Source organism: Marilutibacter maris (assembly GCF_003233695.1).
Lineage (GTDB): Bacteria > Pseudomonadota > Gammaproteobacteria > Xanthomonadales > Xanthomonadaceae > Marilutibacter > Marilutibacter maris.
The window spans coordinates 3,799,028-3,815,431 of the sequence record NZ_CP029843.1; the positions used below are offsets into that span (position 1 = coordinate 3,799,028).

Annotated in this window: 15 protein-coding genes; 6 read left to right on the forward strand and 9 right to left on the reverse strand. The window is 70.2% G+C overall.

Annotation, left to right across the window (positions count from 1 at the left end):
• Positions 1 to 128 precede the first annotated feature (128 nt).
• A complete protein-coding gene (locus C9I47_RS16380; RefSeq protein ID WP_111267714.1) occupies positions 129 to 1,373 on the forward strand; it encodes a multifunctional CCA addition/repair protein in 1,245 nt (414 codons plus the stop codon).
• A 284-nt stretch (positions 1,374 to 1,657) separates the two neighbouring features.
• Here C9I47_RS16380 and C9I47_RS16385 read toward each other — a convergent pair whose 3' ends face one another.
• The 3 genes from C9I47_RS16385 to C9I47_RS16395 all read right to left on the reverse strand — a co-directional run bounded on the left by C9I47_RS16385 (position 1,658) and on the right by C9I47_RS16395 (position 6,059).
• On the reverse strand, positions 1,658 to 4,147 hold the full coding sequence (locus C9I47_RS16385; RefSeq protein WP_111267715.1) for a TonB-dependent receptor plug domain-containing protein: 2,490 nt from the start codon (positions 4,145 to 4,147) through the stop codon (positions 1,658 to 1,660).
• Positions 4,148 to 4,458: 311 nt separating this feature from the next.
• Positions 4,459 to 4,869, reverse strand: a complete 411-nt coding sequence (locus C9I47_RS16390) for a VanZ family protein (RefSeq protein WP_223250192.1) — start codon at positions 4,867 to 4,869, stop codon at positions 4,459 to 4,461.
• Positions 4,866 to 6,059 (reverse strand): class I SAM-dependent methyltransferase, encoded by a 1,194-nt coding sequence (locus C9I47_RS16395; protein ID WP_111268204.1) that lies wholly within the window; start codon positions 6,057 to 6,059, stop codon positions 4,866 to 4,868. Before C9I47_RS16395 ends, C9I47_RS16390 begins: the two co-directional genes overlap by 4 nt.
• A gap of 353 nt (positions 6,060 to 6,412) precedes the next feature.
• Between C9I47_RS16395 and C9I47_RS16400 the strand changes: the two genes are divergently transcribed.
• A complete protein-coding gene (locus C9I47_RS16400; protein WP_111267716.1) occupies positions 6,413 to 7,174 on the forward strand; it encodes a pteridine reductase in 762 nt (253 codons plus the stop codon).
• A 44-nt stretch (positions 7,175 to 7,218) separates the two neighbouring features.
• Here the strand turns inward: C9I47_RS16400 and C9I47_RS16405 are convergent, their stop codons facing one another.
• The 6 genes from C9I47_RS16405 to tsaD form a co-directional block, all read right to left on the reverse strand.
• Positions 7,219 to 8,049 (reverse strand): DUF6159 family protein, encoded by an 831-nt coding sequence (locus tag C9I47_RS16405; RefSeq protein WP_111267717.1) that lies wholly within the window; start codon positions 8,047 to 8,049, stop codon positions 7,219 to 7,221.
• A gap of 72 nt (positions 8,050 to 8,121) precedes the next feature.
• A complete protein-coding gene (locus C9I47_RS16410) occupies positions 8,122 to 9,468 on the reverse strand; it encodes a Gfo/Idh/MocA family protein (RefSeq protein WP_111268205.1) in 1,347 nt (448 codons plus the stop codon).
• Between the two features lie 68 nt (positions 9,469 to 9,536).
• Positions 9,537 to 10,034 (reverse strand): 2-amino-4-hydroxy-6-hydroxymethyldihydropteridine diphosphokinase, encoded by a 498-nt coding sequence (folK, locus tag C9I47_RS16415; protein WP_111267718.1) that lies wholly within the window; start codon positions 10,032 to 10,034, stop codon positions 9,537 to 9,539.
• The gene (locus C9I47_RS16420; protein WP_223250193.1) at positions 10,031 to 11,314 is read right to left on the reverse strand and encodes a mechanosensitive ion channel family protein; all 1,284 of its coding nucleotides are present in this window, start codon (positions 11,312 to 11,314) and stop codon (positions 10,031 to 10,033) included. Before C9I47_RS16420 ends, folK begins: the two co-directional genes overlap by 4 nt.
• Before the next feature lie 87 nt (positions 11,315 to 11,401).
• Positions 11,402 to 11,785, reverse strand: coding sequence for a dihydroneopterin aldolase (folB, locus tag C9I47_RS16425; protein ID WP_111267719.1), 384 nt, complete (start codon positions 11,783 to 11,785; stop codon positions 11,402 to 11,404).
• Positions 11,786 to 11,933: 148 nt separating this feature from the next.
• A complete protein-coding gene (gene tsaD / locus C9I47_RS16430; protein WP_111267720.1) occupies positions 11,934 to 12,965 on the reverse strand; it encodes a tRNA (adenosine(37)-N6)-threonylcarbamoyltransferase complex transferase subunit TsaD in 1,032 nt (343 codons plus the stop codon).
• Between the two features lie 217 nt (positions 12,966 to 13,182).
• Here tsaD and rpsU point away from each other — a divergent pair, with 217 nt between their 5' ends.
• From rpsU to dnaG, 4 genes are all read left to right on the forward strand, one after another.
• Positions 13,183 to 13,398 (forward strand): 30S ribosomal protein S21, encoded by a 216-nt coding sequence (gene rpsU / locus C9I47_RS16435; RefSeq protein ID WP_111267721.1) that lies wholly within the window; start codon positions 13,183 to 13,185, stop codon positions 13,396 to 13,398.
• A gap of 208 nt (positions 13,399 to 13,606) precedes the next feature.
• Entirely contained in the window at positions 13,607 to 14,053 is a 447-nt protein-coding gene (locus C9I47_RS16440) for a GatB/YqeY domain-containing protein (protein ID WP_111268207.1), read from the forward strand.
• 5 nt (positions 14,054 to 14,058) lie between these two features.
• Positions 14,059 to 14,598, forward strand: coding sequence for a GNAT family N-acetyltransferase (locus C9I47_RS16445; RefSeq protein WP_223250194.1), 540 nt, complete (start codon positions 14,059 to 14,061; stop codon positions 14,596 to 14,598).
• A 36-nt stretch (positions 14,599 to 14,634) separates the two neighbouring features.
• Positions 14,635 to 16,398: a DNA primase gene (gene dnaG, locus C9I47_RS16450; RefSeq protein ID WP_111267722.1), complete on the forward strand. Its 1,764-nt coding sequence runs from the start codon at positions 14,635 to 14,637 to the stop codon at positions 16,396 to 16,398.
• The last annotated feature ends 6 nt before the right edge of the window (positions 16,399 to 16,404 follow it).

Genomic DNA, 16,404 nt, shown 5'->3' on the forward strand with positions numbered 1-16,404 from the left:
CGCAAGCGAGCCACGGACGGCGGCGGAGCGCGCTGCAAGCAAAGCCCCGTTTCCACAGGCGGCGCGCGCGTTGTGGTATACCCGCCCCCCGCATGTCCGCCGCAACCCTTGCCATGCCATCTACGTCCATGCCCGACATCCCAAGCGCCTATCTGGTCGGCGGCGCGGTCCGCGACCGCCTGCTCGGGCTGACGCCGGGCGATCGCGACTGGGTCGTGGTCGGCCGCAGCCCGCAGCAGATGCTCGACGCCGGCTTCCGCCAGGTCGGCCGCGACTTCCCGGTGTTCCTGCACCCCGACAGCGGCGAGGAATACGCGCTGGCGCGGACCGAGCGCAAGAGCGGTCGCGGCCACGCCGGCTTCGTCGTCCACGCCGACCCGTCGGTGACGCTGGAACAGGACCTGGCCCGGCGCGACTTCACCATCAACGCGATCGCCGAGGACCCCGACGGCAATCGGGTCGACCCGTTCGGCGGCGCCGAGGACATCCGCACGCGCACCCTGCGTCATGTCGGTCCGGCCTTCGTCGAGGATCCGTTGCGGGTGTTGCGCGCGGCCCGCTTCATGGCCCGGCTGACGCCGCTGGGCTTCAGCGTCGCCGCCGAGACGATGGCGCTGATGCGCACGATGAGCGACTCCGGCGAACTCGCCGAGCTGGTTCCGGAGCGGGTCTGGCAGGAGCTGCGGCGGGCGCTGGGCGCGGCTTCGCCGGCGGCGTTCCTGCGCACCCTGCGCGAGTGCGGGGCGCTGGCGGCGGTGCTGCCCGAGGTCGACGCCCTGTACGGGGTGCCGCAACGCGCCGAGTATCACCCCGAGGTCGATACCGGCACACACATCGAACTGGTCTGCGACATGGCCGCGCAACTGGCGCCCGGCGACGACCTGATCGGCTTCGCCGCGCTGACCCACGACCTGGGCAAGGCGCTGACGCCGGCCGGGAAGCTGCCGGCCCACGTCGGCCACGAGCACGCCGGGGTCGCGCCGCTGCAGGCCCTGTGCGAGCGCCTGAAGGTGCCGAACGAGCATCGCCAGCTGGCCACCATCGCCTGCCGCGAACACCTCAACGTGCACCGCCTGCGCGAGCTGCGCGCGGCCACGCTGCACGACCTGATCGCCCGCTGCGACGGCTTCCGCAAGCCCGAGCGGATCGCCCAGCTGGCCGTGGTCTGCGAAGCCGACAAGCGCGGACGCGGCGGCCTGGCCGAGGCGCCCTATCCCCAGGGCGAAGCCTTGCGCGCGGCCCTGGCCGCGGCCATGGGCGTGCGTGCGCAGGACGTCGCCAGCGGACTCAGCGGCCCGGCGATCGGCGAAGCCCTGCGACGGGCGCGGATTGCGGCGATCGCCACCGAACGTGGCGACAACCCGAGCGGTTGAGAAGCGGGCCGCGCCGGCCGCCCGGACCGGTGCCGCAGAAAAAGTGATGCCGGGCGGTCTCCCCACCGCCCGGCATCCCTCCCCCTCTATGAACGCGGCGCGGGCGATCCCCCAATCGGTCCGTCAGCCGCCGTTCAGCCCGGAATGTAACGGTTCCTGAATAAATTGCAAACCTTGCCAGGCCGGCACCCGCTCCGGGTTGCCGATTCCAGGCACCGGGTCGCAGTTCCGGCTCCGGGCCGCGAGGGGCGGCGGGTCGGCGCTGCGACCCGCCGTCCGGGCGCTCAGAAACGGTAGTCCACGCGCACGTAGTAGCTGCCGCCGTTCATGCCGAACGGCAGCGTTTCCCAGCCGTACTTGAAGCCCAGCTGCGGGAACGGGAAGCCATCGACCTCATCCCACTTGTCCGGGTACTCGTCGAAGATGTTGTTGCCGCCGACGGTCAGCGACAGCGCATCGGAGAACGCGTAGCGCACGCTCATGTCGAACAGGGTCTTGCCGCCCCAGGTCTGCTTCAGGCCCGGCGTGAAGCCCTCGCCGGCGACCGAGCCGTAGTAGTTGGCGCGACCGGTGAGCTGCCAGGCGTCCTTGTTCCAGACCGCCTGCAGCACATGGTGCTCGCCGGGCTGGCCCTCTTCGAGCAGGGTCACCTGAGTGTCGTCGAACAGCGCTTCCGGCGACAGGATCGGCGACTGCGAGCGGCGCGCGGTCACCTCGGTCTTGTTGAAGTGCAGCAGCGCGGTCAGGTTCAGGGTCGAACCGCCGGCGAACTCGGTGTTGTGATTGGCGACGACGTCGACGCCGGTGGTGCGGGTGTCGATCGCATTGGTGAAGAACAGCACCTGGCCGACGCCGATCGGGTCCAGGATCGCCGCGATCGGACAGTTGGCGTTGTCCGCCGCGCACGGGTTGCCGTCGTTGCCGACCGCCTCGGGCTGGATGTTGCTGGAGAAGATGATGCGGTCGTCGATGTCGATGCGGAACACGTCGACGGTCAGCGAGAAGCGGTCGTTGGGGGTGAACACCAGGCCCAGCGAACCGCTGGTCGAGGTCTCCTCCTGCAGCGGCTCGATCCCGAACGCCCGGGTCACGTCGCTGTCCTGGCGCGCGGTCAGGGTGTCGGTCAGCACGCCGGCGGCGTTGAGGTTGGTCGAACGCTGGCCGTAGAACAGCTGCTGCACGCCGGGGGCGCGGAATCCGCTCGACACGGTGCCGCGGATCGCGAACGCGTCGGTCGCGTCGAAGCGCGCCGACAGCTTGCCGGTCACCGTGCTGCCGAAGTCGGAGTAGTCCTCCCAGCGCGCCGCCGCGCCGAGCAGGAAGCGTTCGCTGAGGTTGGTCTCGGCGTCGAGGTAGACGGCGACGTTGTGGCGACCCTCGTCGACCGCTTCGCGCGGCGAGAAGCCGGGGAAGCCCTGCATGCCCGGCTGGGCGGTGTCGCCGGTCTGGCCGACGATGTCGATGCCGCGGTCGTCGGTGCGGCCGTAGGTGTAGGAGACCGGGTCGCCGGCGCGGATCGCGTAGTTCTCGCGGCGGTACTCAAGACCGGTGCCGAGGTAGATCGGCTCGTCGTTGAAGCCGCCGACGCTGCCGCGGAAATCCAGGTTGAAGGTGGTCTGGTCGTACTCGAGGGTGCCGGTGTCGGCCGAGGTCGGCGAGGTGCCGTGGATGCCGGCGGACGGGTCGGTCGGATCGATCGGCTCGTACCACCAGCTGACGTTGACCGAGTTGCTCTCCTCGAAACCGAACTTGCTGCGACCGTGGTTGATCGAGATGTCCCAGTCCCAGATGTCGCCCAGCGGCGCGCGGTAACCGACCGCGATCGAACCGTCGTCGACCGTGGTCAGGATGTTCGGCAGGAAGCCGTCCGGATACAGGTCGGGCACGGTGCGGTTGTCGCCGGCGCTGCGGAAGAAGCCGGAGGAGTCGCCCTCGCGCCGCGACAGGCCGCCGAACGCGTACAGCTCGCCATTGGCGACCGGCAGGCCGCTGTTGAACCACAGGTAGTAGTCCTTGGCGTCGGCATCGCCCAGGCGCTGGGTCACCCGCGGCGGGTCCACGCGCAGGCTGTCGGGGCCGGCGCGGTTGGTCTCGTTGCGGTTGCGCGCCTCCGCCGAGAGGTTGATGAAGCCGTCGGCGCCGAGCTTGAAGCCGGTGTTGACCGAACCGTGCAGCATCTCGCCGTCGCCAGCGTAGTACTGCAGGCCCTCGACCGATACCTCGGTGTGGTCGGTCTGCTTCTTCAGGATGATGTTGATCACGCCGGAGATCGCGTCCGAGCCGTACTGCGCGGCCGCGCCGTCGCGCAGCACCTCGATGCGCTCGATCGCCGAAACCGGGATCGCATTGATGTCGGTGCCGGCCGAGCCGCGGCCGATGGTCTGCTGCACGTTGACCAGCGCCTGCTGATGGCGGCGCTTGCCGTTGACCAGCACCAGCACCTGGTCCGGGCCCAGCGCGCGCAGGGTGGCCGGGCGCAGGATGTCGGTGCCGTCGGAGACGAAGGTGCGCGAGAAGTTGAACGAAGGCTCCAGCATCTGCAGGATCTGGCCGACCTCCATCGCGCCGGTGGTGCGGATCTCCTCGGCGCTGATGATGTCGACCGGCGCCGCGGTGTCCTCGGCGGTGCGACCGAGCACGCGCGAGCCGACGACTTCGATGCGGTCGAGGGTGGTGGCGTCCTGGGCCTGGACGGCGGGCGCGGCGAACGCGCCGGCGGCGAAGGTGGCGGCGATGGCCAGGGTCAGGCGGTGACGTTGGGTGGCGACGGGCATGTCTCGATTTCCTTGCTCGGTGACGGATGGCGCCGGCCTTCCCCGACCGGTCCGAAGCGAGATTTACCCTTTCTTAACCTTTGCGCAATCAGTCGGAATCCTTTTCTGCGCCCATCCTTGTGACGTGGTTGGCGGTATTGCGATCTTGTTGCGGCGCGCCACCCTCGCCCCCCGGATTCCGCGCCGCCGGCGACGCGAATCGGAGCCAGATCAATCGGTTACGGAGAAAACGGTTTCAGCGACCCCGCCGATCGCCGGCCGCGATCGGCAGTCACCTCGATGCCGGCACCACCGGGCCAGGCGAGCGCCGGTTACGGCAGCCGCGCGTCCAACCGGAGCAGCCACAGCCGCGCCGGGGTCCAGCCCAGGCTGGCGCCCGCCAGCACCCCGAGCGTGTTGGCCAGTGCGTCCGCAGCGTCGGCCTGGCGCGACGCGGTCAGCGCGCCCTGGGCGAACTCCAGGCCGACCCCCAGCGCGACCAGCGCGATCGCCAGCAGCCAGTGGATCCCGCCACGGGCGAACAGCATCACCGCCCCGGCGGCGAGCACCGCGTAGGCAAGGAAGTGCTCCAACTTGTCGACGCCGTCGAACGGCGCCGCCGGCAGTTCCGCGGCCGGCAACAGCGAGGCGGTCACCACCGCCGCGACCAGCGCCAGCCAGGCGCCCAGCCACAGCGCGGGCCGGCGGAATCCGCGCAGCAGCGGCGACGCTTCCCGGCTCACAGGCGGAAGCTGAGGTCGCCGGCGAGAAAGGCGGTGCCGAACTCGACGTCCTTCTCGAAGCCCATCACCTGGAAGCGCTCGCCCATCGCGCTGGGCAGGGTCAGCTTCTTGACCTCCTCGGTGCGGCGCAGGCGCTCGCCCTCGTCGGCGATCCGCTCGATCCGCTCCAGCACCCCGGCCAGCCCGTTGCCCATCAGGAAGCTGGCCTGCGAACAGTAGCCGGCGAAGTCGAAACCGGCGCCGACGCCGGCCTCGGCCAGCGCGGTGAAGTCGACCGAGGCGGTGAGGTCCTGCAGGCCCGGCCACAGCATCGGATCGGCATGCATGCGCTGACGGTAGAACGCGCGCAGGGTGCCGTCGCTGCGCTCGGGCAGGTAGTACTCGCCGCGCGGGTAGCCGTAGTCGACGAACAGCATCGCGCCGCGCTCCATGCCGCCGGACACCGCCTGGATCCAGTACGGCAGCTGCGGCAGCAGCTCGGAACGGTAGCCGTCCGGCAGCCGGCGTTCCAGCCGCTGCTCGATGTGGCGCACCGCATTGGTCAGGAACGCATCGGCCGGGCGGGTGATGCGGGCGAAGCCCTGGCCGTCGCCGGCCTCGTCGATCACCACGAACTCCTCGTGCACCTGCCCATCGACGATCGCGAAGCGCGGCGTCGGCAGCGCATCGATCACCTCGTTGGCGAACAACACGCCTTCCCAGTCGTGCGGAAACGGGCCGTCGACCCACTCGACCAGATCGAACAGCGGTGGCGGCAGCCGCCGTTGCAGGCGTTCGCGCTGGCGCTGGCGCAACTGCGCGCTGGGCTCGAGGATCGCGTAACGGTCCGGCAGCGCGTCCAGTTCGGTCAGGCGCTTGAGCGCGACTTCGGCGAAGGCGCCGGTACCGCCTCCCAGCTCCAGGAACAGGCCCTCCGGACCGACCTGCTGCATCACCGGGGCCAGCGCCTCGGCGGTGCAGGCGGCGAACACCGGCCCCAGCTCGGGCGCGGTGACGAAGTCGCCTTCCTCACCGAACTTGCTGGCGCCGGCGCTGTAGTAGCCCAGACCCGGCGCGTACAGCGCCAGCTCCATGAAGCGCGAGAACGGGATCGCGGCATCGTCGCTGGCCTGGATCTCGGCGCGCAGGTGCGCCGACAGGCGGCCGCTGTGGGCGAGCGCGTCGGTATCGGGGGTCGGAAGCGAGGTCATCGGACAAGTATCGCAGCCCGGACGCTTGCAGCCCCAGTTTTCGTAGCAGCGGCGCAAGCCGCGATCCCCGAGGCTGCGCCCGCGAACCCCGTAGGAGCGGCGTAAGCCGCGATGGAGCTTTCCCATGAACGCCCGGTCGCGGCTTACGCCGCTCCTACGAAAAGCCCAGGGCCCGAAAAACACAGAGTCGCGACCGGATCGTTTCCCACGTGTCGACCCGGCCATGGCCGACGCCCGTCAGTCCAGCGCCGCGCGGCGCCTCGCCGCTCCCAGGCATCGACGGCCGGGGCAAGCGGTTGGCGGTGACGCGCTCACTCGCTACGCTCGGGGCCGGTCCTTCCGCGACATCCGCAATGCCCGCCAACCGCCCCGTCGCCCTCATCACCGGCGCGGCCCGCCGCATCGGCGCCGCCATCGTCCGCCATCTGCATGCGGCCGGCTACGACATCGCCCTGCACTACCGCGGCTCCACCGATGCGGCGCAGGCGCTTGCCGCCGCGCTGAACGACGCGCGCGCCGACAGCGTGCTGCCGCTGCAGGCGGACCTGGGCGAGTTCGACCGCCTGCCGGAACTGGTCGCGGCCACCGTCGGCCGTTTCGGCCGGCTCGACGCCCTGGTCAACAACGCCTCCACCTTCGAGCCCTCGCCGATCGGCGCCACCACCCCGGCGCAGTGGGACCACCTGTTCGCCAGCAACGCGCACGCACCGTTCTTCCTCGCCCAGGCCGCGGCCCCGCATCTGCGCCAGGCCGGCGGCGCGATCGTCAGCCTGACCGACCTGTACGCCGAGCGTCCGCTGCGCGACCACACCGTCTATTGCATGGCCAAGGCCGCACTGCTGGCGATGACCCGGTCGCTGGCGCTGGAACTGGCGCCGCAGGCGCGGGTCAACGCGGTCGCCCCCGGCGCGATCCTGTGGCCGGAGCCCAACGGCAGCGACATCGCCGGCGACAGCTGCAGCCTCAAGCAGGCGCAGATGCTCGAACGCACGCCGCTGGCCCGCACCGGCACCCCCGAGGAGGTCGCCGAGGCGGTGCGCTGGCTGCTGATGGATGCCCGCTACAGCACCGGCCAGGTCCTGCACCTGGACGGCGGCCGGATGCTGTCGGTCTGACCCGGCCGGGGACGCGGCAGCGCGCCGCGCCCCGACCCTTGCGCTCACTTGCCGGCGAAGGCCTGCGCCAGCGGCACGTCCTCGAACCCGGCCGGCGTCTCGCCGCGGGTCACGTACTGGTACAGCGCCGCCGAGTACACCCCGCTCAGCGCCGACTGGTAGACGCCCAGCAGCAGCACGGCGATCACGAACACGACCGCGACCGCGATGCCCAGCCCGGCCGAGACCATCCACGCGGCGACCGTGCAGCCGGCGCCGATCAGTACCACCACCACGGTGATCAGCCCGAACGCGGTGCCGATCCCGATCTGGCCGATCGCGTTCTCGCCCCAGGTCCGCTTGAGCAGGTTGACGCTGCTCCTGAGCGCATCGACCGGGCCGACGTCGGTACTGACCAGCACCGGCACCACCAGGAAGGTCGCCAGCGTCCACATCATGCCCAGGCCGCTGCCGATCAGGCGCACGATGAAGTTGTTCTCGCGGTTCTTCATCGCGTTGAGCAGCATGCCGACGGTGGCGGCGATCGCGGCGTAGCCGAGGATCGCGCCCAGCCGCGACCGCGCCGCCCTGAGGCCGTCGGCCAGGGTCGGATCGCCGCCTTCGAGCCGGATCAACGCCGCCCCCACCAGGGCGCTGTTGAAGAAGATGATCACGGTGTACTGGCAGAAGTAGAACGCGAACGCCCAGATCGCTCCGACCGGGCCGAATCCATTCTCGAAGATGCGCAACGCGAAGGTCGGGACCGCGAAGGTCGCCAGCACCAGCACGGTGGCGGCCGACGAAACCAGCGGGAACAGCATCAATTCCTTGTCGGAGCGCAACACCGACGCGCTGGCCTTGACCAGCGCCCAACTGCGCCTGAACTTTTCGAACATGTGCCTGAGATCCTCTCGAAGGATCCCCCCTGCGGCCAATTATGCCCGTTCCGGCGCGCCGATGAAGCTCCCTCAGTAGTCGGCGCCCAGGGCGAAGATCCGCGCCCGGTCGCGCCAGCGGCCCTCGGTGAAGTCCGGGAACGCCAGGGTCCGGTTGTCCTCGCGGATCGACTGTTCGGACAACGGCGTGATCGCGCTCCAGGCGACCGCGTCGTAGATGTCGATCGGCATCGGGTCGCCGGCCTTGAGCGCCTCGACGAAGGCGTGCACGACGAAGAAGTCCATGCCGCCGTGCCCGGCGCCCTCGGCCTGGGCGGCGAAGCGCTTCCACAGCGGATGGTCGTAGCGCTCCAGCCAGCCCTGGGCGTCCTCCCAGCGATGCGGCTCGGGACTCCTGCCCTCCAGATAGATCGACTTGTTGACGTCCATCCACAGGCCGCCGGTGCCCTGCACCCGGAACCCGAGCGAGTACGGCCGCGGCAGCGAGGTGTCGTGGGTCAGCAGGATGGTCTCGCCGTTCGCGCAGACCAGCTGGGTGGTGACCACGTCGCCCAGCGCGAATCCGACCCGGGCGTTCGGGTGGTCGGCGCCGCCCTGTTTGACCACGTAATCGTGCAGGCCGCGCGCCTTGCTGGCATAGCTGGTCAGCCGCTCGAAGCGGTTGCCGCGATGGATGTCGGCCCACATCGCGCACGGGCCGATGCCGTGACTGGGATAGAGCTCGCCGTTGCGGCGCACCGAGTGCGGGGTGCGCCACTTCGCCTCCGACCAGCCCTTGTCGCCGAACTCGACGCCGCCGCCGTAGGGCTTGCCCGGCTCGCCGGAGTTGAACTTGACCGCGCGCAGATCGTGCTCGTAGCCGCCCTCCAGGTGCACCAGCTCGCCGAACAGGCCCTGGCGGACCATGTTCAGCACCGCCAGCACGTCGCGGCGGTAGCAGACGTTTTCCAGCAGCATGTACGGGGTGCCGGTGCGCTGCTGCGCCCGCAGCACGCGCCAGTGATCGTCGAGGGTGATGCCGGCGACGACCTCGCAGCCGACCGCGACCTTCGCCTCCATCGCCGCGATCGCCTGCGGTGCGTGCCACTCCCACGGGGTGGCGATGATCACCGCGTCCAGGTCGGCGTCGGCGAGCATCTGCTCGTAGGCATGATCGCTGCCGGTGAACACGCGCGGCCTGGGCTTCCCGGCCGCGGCCACCATCGCCAGCGCGGTATCGAGCATGTAGGCCTCGATGTCGCACAGCGCGACGACCTCGACATCCTCGCGCTTGAGCAGCTCGGCCAGATGGACCTGGCCACGCATGCCGACGCCGATCAGACCGACCTTCAACCGCGATGCCGGGCGCGCCCAGCCCATGCCCGGCGCGGTCAACGCCGCGCTCGCCGCGGTCGCCAGCAGGAAGTCCCGTCGTTGCATCGTGCGCTCCGGTATCGGTGTCAGGCCGCCGATGATGCCCCAGGCGGCCCGCCGCGGCACGGCCGCGACTACAGCGCGACCGTCTCCATCGCCGCCCCGTAATCGGGATGGGCCGCCCACAGCTGCGCCAGGGTGCGTCCGTCGTCGGGCACCACCGTCTCCGGCGCGATCTCCGCCAGCGGCCTCAGCACGAAGGCGTGCTTGAGTTCCGGCCGCGGGATGTGCAGGTTGCCGGGGCCGCTGAGCACACGGTTGTCGAACAGCACGATGTCGATGTCGAGCGTGCGGTTGCCGAAGCGCGGGCCGCTGCGATCGCGGCCATGCGCGTCCTCCAGCGCATGCAGCCAGGCATTGAGCGCATACGGATCCATCGTGGTCTCGATCACCGCCGCGGCATTGAGGAAGTCGCCACCGTCGAACCCGACCGCCGCGGTGCGGTAGACCTCCGACAGCACGATCGCGCCGAACTGCTCGCGCAGCGCGGCGATGCCGCTGGCCAGGTTGGCCTCCGGGTCCAGATTGCTGCCCAGGCTCAGGTAGGCGCGGCTGCCCCGTGGCCGGTTCACGCGGCGGCGTCCAGCGGCACCCGCAGCGCCGCGATGCCGGCCATCAGGTCGCCGCCGCCGGGCTGCTGGAACAAGCGCAGCCCGAACTCCGGCAGGATCGCCAGCAGGTGATCGAAGATGTCGGCCTGGATCGCCTCGTAGGCCCCCCACTCGGTGGTCGCGGCGAAGCAGTACAGCTCCAGCGGCAATCCGGTCGGCCCCGGCTCCAGCTGGCGCACCATCAGGGTCTTGCCGTGATCGACCTTCGGGTGCGACTCGAGATAGGCGGTCACGTAGGCTCGGAAGCAGCCCAGATTGGTCAGCCGGCGCGCATTGACCGGCTCGGCGCCGCGCTCGGGCGCCTGCGCGTTCCATTCGTCCAGCTCGGCCTTCTTGCGTTCGAAGTGCGACTTCAACAACGCGAAGCGGCCCAGCTTGCGGCGCATCGCCTCGTCGAGGAAACCGACGCTGCCCTGATCCACGTACAGCGCGCGCTTGATCCGGCGGCCGCCCGAATCGCTCATGCCGCGCCAGTTCTTGACGCTGTCCTCGATCAGCCGGTGGGTCGGCACGGTGACGATGGTCTTGTCGAAGTTCTGCACCTTGATCGTGTGCAGGGCGATGTCGACCACGTCGCCGTCCACGCCCAGCGACGGCATCTCGATCCAGTCGCCGACCCGGACCATGTCGTTGGAGGCGATCTGCACGCTGGCGACCAGCGACAGGATGGTGTCCTTGAACACCAGCAGCAGGACCGCGGCGAACGCGCCCAGTCCGCCGAGCAGGACCAGCGGCGACTTGCCGATCAGCACCGCGATGATGCCGATCAGCGCGATCGTGTAGACGATGATCTTGCCGAGCTGGACGTAGCCCTTGATCGGACGGCTGTGGCCGGCCGGACGCCGCTCGTAGATGTCGTTGAGCGCGGACAGGAACGCGCTGATCGCGATCGCGACCACCAGCACCATGTAGGCGATCGCGCCCTTGCCGATCACCTGCACCAGGGTCTCGTGCAGGTTCGGCACCAGAGCGATGCCGAAATGGATCACCAGCGCCGGGGCGATGTGCGAGAGCTGCTTGATCACGCCATGGGCGAGCAGCGCATCGTCGATCTTGGTCGGACTGACCCGCACCGCCCGGGATACCAGCGGGCGGACGATGCGCTGGGTCAGCCAGTCCACCAGCGCGGCCAGCACCACCAGGCCGGCCAGCACGCCCAGGGTCACGGTCCAGTCCATGCCGGCGGACTGGGCGGCGATGGCGTCGAGCTGGGCTTTGATCGATTCGGCTTGCGCTTGCATGGATACGGGTTGCTGGGGCTCAGTCCTTCAGGGTAGGTACGTCCGGTTCAGGTTCAACCCCCGCGGCGACGGCGGAGGCCCCCCGGTTCAGTCGGCGGCCGCCGCCGGCAGGGTATCGCCCGCCCGCGAACGCTCGATGACCACACCGACCGCGCGCGCGCCGCGGACCGCACCGGGCTTGCTGAGCTTGAGCCGCAACCGGCGCACGCCGAACTCGTCGAGGATGATCTGCGCGACCCGCTCGGCCAGCGTCTCGACCAGACCGAACTCCGATGCCTGCACATAGGCGATCACGCGCTTGCTGACCGCCTTGTAGTTCAAGGTGTCGGCGATGTCGTCGGTCGCCGCAGGGACCCGGTTGTCGAACGCCATCTCGATATCGAACACCAGGGTCTGGCGGACCCGGCGCTCCCAGTCGTAGATGCCGATCAGGGCATCGATCTCGAGGCCTTCGATGAAAACGTGATCCATGGGGGGTAGGGCCAGAAGTGAGAGGGCAGGAGTGAGAAGCGAGAGAAAAGCTCAGGGGGCTGCCAGGGGCATTGTCATTCCTGCACCGGTTTCGATCCAGCGGCTGCCGGTGACCCAATGCCTTTTCTCACTCCTCTTCACTCGCTACTCATCCACTCACTACTGGCTCCAAAGACGCCATGTCCCAGCGCGGGGTCACCCGCACCGAGGCGTCGTCGTGCTGGCCGGCCCGCAGCCGCAGCGCCCCGGCAAACGCGATCATCGCGCCGTTGTCGGTGCAGAACGCCGGCCGCGGAAACGCGACCCGGCCGCCGCGCTGCTCGGCCATCGCCTGCAGCCTCGCGCGCAGCCGCTTGTTGGCGCCGACGCCGCCGGCCACCACCAGGGTGTCGCAACCGGACGCGTCCAGCGCGCGCCCGCACTTGATCGCCAGGGTATCGACGACCGCATCCTCGAAGCCGCGGGCCACATCGGCGCGGGTGCGGTCGGACTGGTCGCTGTCGCGCCAGGCCAGCAGCACCTGGGTCTTCAGCCCGCTGAAGCTGAAATCCAGGCCGGGCCGGTCGGTCATCGGCCGCGAGAAGCGGAACGCCTGCGGGCGGCCCCGTTCGGCCAGCATCGCCAGTTGCGGACCGCCCGGATACGGCAGGCCCATCAGCTTGGCGGTCTTGTCGAAGGCCTCGCCGGCGGCGTCGTCGAGGGTCTCACCCAACAGCCGGTAGCGGCCGATCGCCTCGACATGGATCAGCTGGGTATGCCCGCCGGACACCAGCAGGGCGACGAACGGCGGTTGCGGCCGCCCGGCCGGGCCGTCCTCCAGCAGGGGCGCCAGAAGGTGCCCCTCCATGTGATGGACGCCGATCGCCGGCACCTCCAGCGCCCAGGCCAGCGCGCGGGCCACGCCTGCGCCGACCAGCAGGGCGCCGACCAGGCCCGGACCGGCGGTGTAGGCGACGCCGTCGAGATCCTCGATGCCCAACCCGGCCTCGGCCAGGGTCTGGCGGATCAGCGGCAGCAGCTTGCGGACGTGGTCGCGGCTGGCCAGCTCGGGCACCACGCCGCCGTACTCGGCGTGCAGGGCGATCTGGCTGTACAGGGCATGCGCGCGCAGGCCGGCGTCGGTGTCGTAGACCGCCACACCGGTTTCGTCGCAACTGGTTTCGATGCCAAGGACTTTCATTAACTGGGCTGGGGCTGGGGCTGGGGGCCGTAGGAGCGGCGTGAGCCGCGATGGGTTTCGCGGGAAGCGCGGTCGCGGCTCACGCCGCTCCCACAACGGGCTAAAGGGCAACGGCCCATTGTCCGTCGTTGGGGCGACTTGCGGCGCAGGGCCCGATACGGCTATCATACGCGGCTCGCCCGGAAGGACCGGGCCTGTTCCCGTACCGAGATACCACATGCCCAGCGTCAAAGTCCGCGAAAACGAGCCTTTCGAGTTTGCCCTGCGCCGCTTCAAGCGCACCTGCGAGAAGGCCGGCGTCCTCGCCGAGACCCGCAAGCGCGAGTACTACGAGAAGCCGACCCAGGAACGCAAGCGCAAGGCCGCCGCGGCGGTGAAGCGTCAGGCCCGTCGCGCCTCGCGCGATGTGACCAAGCGCCAGCGCCTGTACTGATCCAGGCACGCCGGGTCGGCCTGCCCGTTCGGGCTTGCTCGATCCTCGGCGCGCGGTCGCCAGCCGCCCGGGACTCCGGTCCTGGGCGCCGCTTGAGCCGCCGAAGTCCGCAAGAAGCCGGCCGCGCCCAGCGCTGCCGGCTTTTTGTGTTGTCGCGCCCAGCCTGGGCGCCTCTCCCTTCCCTCCTTACGGACCCGATGCCATGACCATGAGCCTCAAGCAACGACTCACCGACGACATGAAGGCCGCGATGAAGGCCGGCGACAAGCACAGCCTGGGCGTGATCCGCCTGGTCAACGCCGCGATCAAGCAGAAGGAAGTCGACGAGCGCGTCGAACTCGACGACGCCGCCGTGCTCGCCGTGCTCGACAAGATGGTCAAGCAGCGCAAGGACTCGGTCAGCCAGTACGAGGGTGCCGGCCGCGAGGACCTGGCCCAGGTCGAGCGCGACGAGATCGTGGTGATCGAGCGCTACCTGCCGGCCAAGCTGGGCGAGGCCGAGATCCTGGCCGCGGTCGACGCGGCGATCGCCCAGACCGGTGCCAGCGCCCCCGCCGACATGGGCAAGCTGATGGGCGTGCTCAAGCCCCAGCTGGCCGGCCAGGCCGACATGGGCCTGGTCTCGAAGCTGGTCAAGCAACGCCTGGCGGGTTGAGCGCGGTGACGCAGACCGTGACCACCGCGCACCCGGGCGTGGTGCTGCGCCCCGCGGTCCGCGCCGACGTGGCGCTGATCCTGGCGTTGATCCGCGAGCTGGCCGAGTACGAACGCGAACCCGACGCGGTCCTCGCCACCGAGGCCCTGCTGGAGGCGCAGCTGTTCGGCGCGCAGCCGGCGGCCGAGGTGATGATCGCCGAGGCCGACGGCCAGCCGGCCGGGTTCGCGCTGTTCTTCCACAACTTCTCGACCTGGCAGGGCCGGCGCGGCTTGTACCTGGAGGACCTGTTCGTGCGCCCGCAGTTCCGCGGCCGCGGGGTCGGCCATGCCCTGATCGCCTACCTGGCCCGGCTGGCGGTGCAGCGCGACTGCGCCCGCTTCGAGTGGAGCGTGCTGGACTGGAACGCCCCGGCGATCGGGTTCTATCGCCGGATCGGCGCGGTCGGCATGGACGGATGGACCGTGCAGCGGATCGACGGCGAGGCCCTGCGGCGCCTGGCGGCCAGTTCCGCCGACGCCGCCGACCGCCCCGAATCCGACTGACCGGAGCCGCCGCCGCGCGTGGCATCCTAGCCGATCATGGCCCGCATCCCCGACGCCTTCATCGATGACCTGCTCGCGCGCACCGATATCGTCGAGCTGATCAACGCGCGCGTGCCGCTCAAGCGCCAGGGCAAGGAGTACTCGGCGCGCTGCCCGTTCCACGACGAGCGTTCGCCGAGCTTCACCGTCTCGCCGACCAAGCAGTTCTATCACTGCTTCGGCTGCGGCGCGCACGGCACCGCGATCAGCTTCCTGATGAACTACGACCGCCTCGAGTTCCTCGACGCGGTCGAGGAACTCGCGCGGCACGCCGGCATGGAGGTCCCGCGCGAGACCCAGCAGCGCAACGCCAACCCCGAGAGCCAGGACCTGTACGCGGCGCTGGAGGCCAGCGCCCGCTTCTACCGCAAGCAGCTCGACGGCAACGCCAAGGCGCAGGCCTATCTCGACGACCGCGGCGTCGACGCCGCCATCCGCGAACGCTTCGGCATCGGCTTCGCGCCGCCCGGCTTCAACGCGCTGCGCGACGCGCTCGGCGGCGACGAGCGCCGGCTGCGCCTGCTCGAACGCGGCGGCATGATGTCCCGCAACGACAGCGGCCGCGTCTACGACAAGTTCCGCAACCGAGTGATGTTCCCGATCCTCGACCGGCGCGGCCGCACGATCGCGTTCGGCGGGCGCGTGGTCGACGCCGACGACTCGCCCAAGTACCTCAACTCGCCGGAGACGCCGCTGTTCCACAAGGGCCGCGAGTTGTATGGCCTGTGGCAGGTGCGCCAGGCGCACAACAAGATCCCGCACATCGTCGTCGTCGAAGGCTACATGGACGTGGTCGCGCTGTTCCAACACGGCGTCGACACCGCGGTCGCCACCCTCGGCACCGCGACCACCCCCGACCATGCCGAACTGCTGTTCCGCAACGCGCCGGACGTGCACTTCTGTTTCGACGGCGACCGCGCCGGTCGCGCCGCCGCCTGGAAGGCGGTCGAGTCGGTGCTGCCGCGGATGAAGGACGGCCGCCAGGCGTTCTTCCTGTTCCTGCCCGACGGCGAGGACCCGGACTCGCTGGTGCGGCAGGAGGGCCGCGAGGGCTTCAACGCGCGCCTGAAGCAGGCCACTCCGCTGTCGCAGTTCCTGTTCGACTCGCTTTCCGCCGACGTCAATCTCGCCACCCTGGAAGGCAAGGGCCGGCTGGCCGAGCGCGCCAAGCCGCTGCTGGCGCAGATTCCGGACGGTGCCTTCGCCGACCTGATGCGGCAGCGGCTGACCGAGCTGACCGGGGTCGGCGCCCGCGCCAGCACCCCGGACACCCACGTCCCCGCGCATCGCGCGCGCGCCGGCGCCGGCCCGGCACCGGCCAGGCGCAGCCTGGTGCGCAGCGCGATCGCCCTGCTGCTGCAGTCGCCGACGCTGGGGCTGGAGCTGCTGCCGCCCTACCGTTTCGCGCCGCTGCGCCAACCCGGCGTCGACCTGCTGTGCGAGATGCTGCAACTGGTCTACGAGCGTCCGGACATCGGCACCGGCAGCCTGATCGAACACTTCGCCGACCGCGACGAGCAGGCCTCGCTGCAGAAGCTGGCGGCGCAGTCGCTGCCCGGCGAGGAAGCCGCATGGCGCGCCGAGTTCCACGAGGCGATCGCCCGGCTCGAACACCAGACCCTGCTGCAACGGCACGAGGAACTGCGAAACCGCATGCGCGAGGGCGGCAACTCGGCGCTGTCGGCCGAGGAGAAGCGCGAGCTGAGCCAGACCCTGGCGGCGCTCTGGCGCGAGCGCAACGCCGGCACCGGCGACAACTAGCCCGAC

Coding starts and splice junctions, on each gene's coding strand:
- C9I47_RS16380 (WP_111267714.1), top strand. CDS start 129: ATGCCCGACATCCCAAGCGCCTATCTGGTCGGCGGCGCGGTCCGCGAC.
- C9I47_RS16385 (WP_111267715.1), bottom strand. CDS start 4,147: ATGCCCGTCGCCACCCAACGTCACCGCCTGACCCTGGCCATCGCCGCC.
- C9I47_RS16395 (WP_111268204.1), bottom strand. CDS start 6,059: ATGACCTCGCTTCCGACCCCCGATACCGACGCGCTCGCCCACAGCGGC.
- C9I47_RS16400 (WP_111267716.1), top strand. CDS start 6,413: ATGCCCGCCAACCGCCCCGTCGCCCTCATCACCGGCGCGGCCCGCCGC.
- C9I47_RS16405 (WP_111267717.1), bottom strand. CDS start 8,049: ATGTTCGAAAAGTTCAGGCGCAGTTGGGCGCTGGTCAAGGCCAGCGCG.
- C9I47_RS16410 (WP_111268205.1), bottom strand. CDS start 9,468: ATGCAACGACGGGACTTCCTGCTGGCGACCGCGGCGAGCGCGGCGTTG.
- C9I47_RS16420 (WP_223250193.1), bottom strand. CDS start 11,314: ATGCAAGCGCAAGCCGAATCGATCAAAGCCCAGCTCGACGCCATCGCC.
- folB (WP_111267719.1), bottom strand. CDS start 11,785: ATGGATCACGTTTTCATCGAAGGCCTCGAGATCGATGCCCTGATCGGC.
- tsaD (WP_111267720.1), bottom strand. CDS start 12,965: ATGAAAGTCCTTGGCATCGAAACCAGTTGCGACGAAACCGGTGTGGCG.
- rpsU (WP_111267721.1), top strand. CDS start 13,183: ATGCCCAGCGTCAAAGTCCGCGAAAACGAGCCTTTCGAGTTTGCCCTG.
- C9I47_RS16440 (WP_111268207.1), top strand. CDS start 13,607: ATGAGCCTCAAGCAACGACTCACCGACGACATGAAGGCCGCGATGAAG.
- dnaG (WP_111267722.1), top strand. CDS start 14,635: ATGGCCCGCATCCCCGACGCCTTCATCGATGACCTGCTCGCGCGCACC.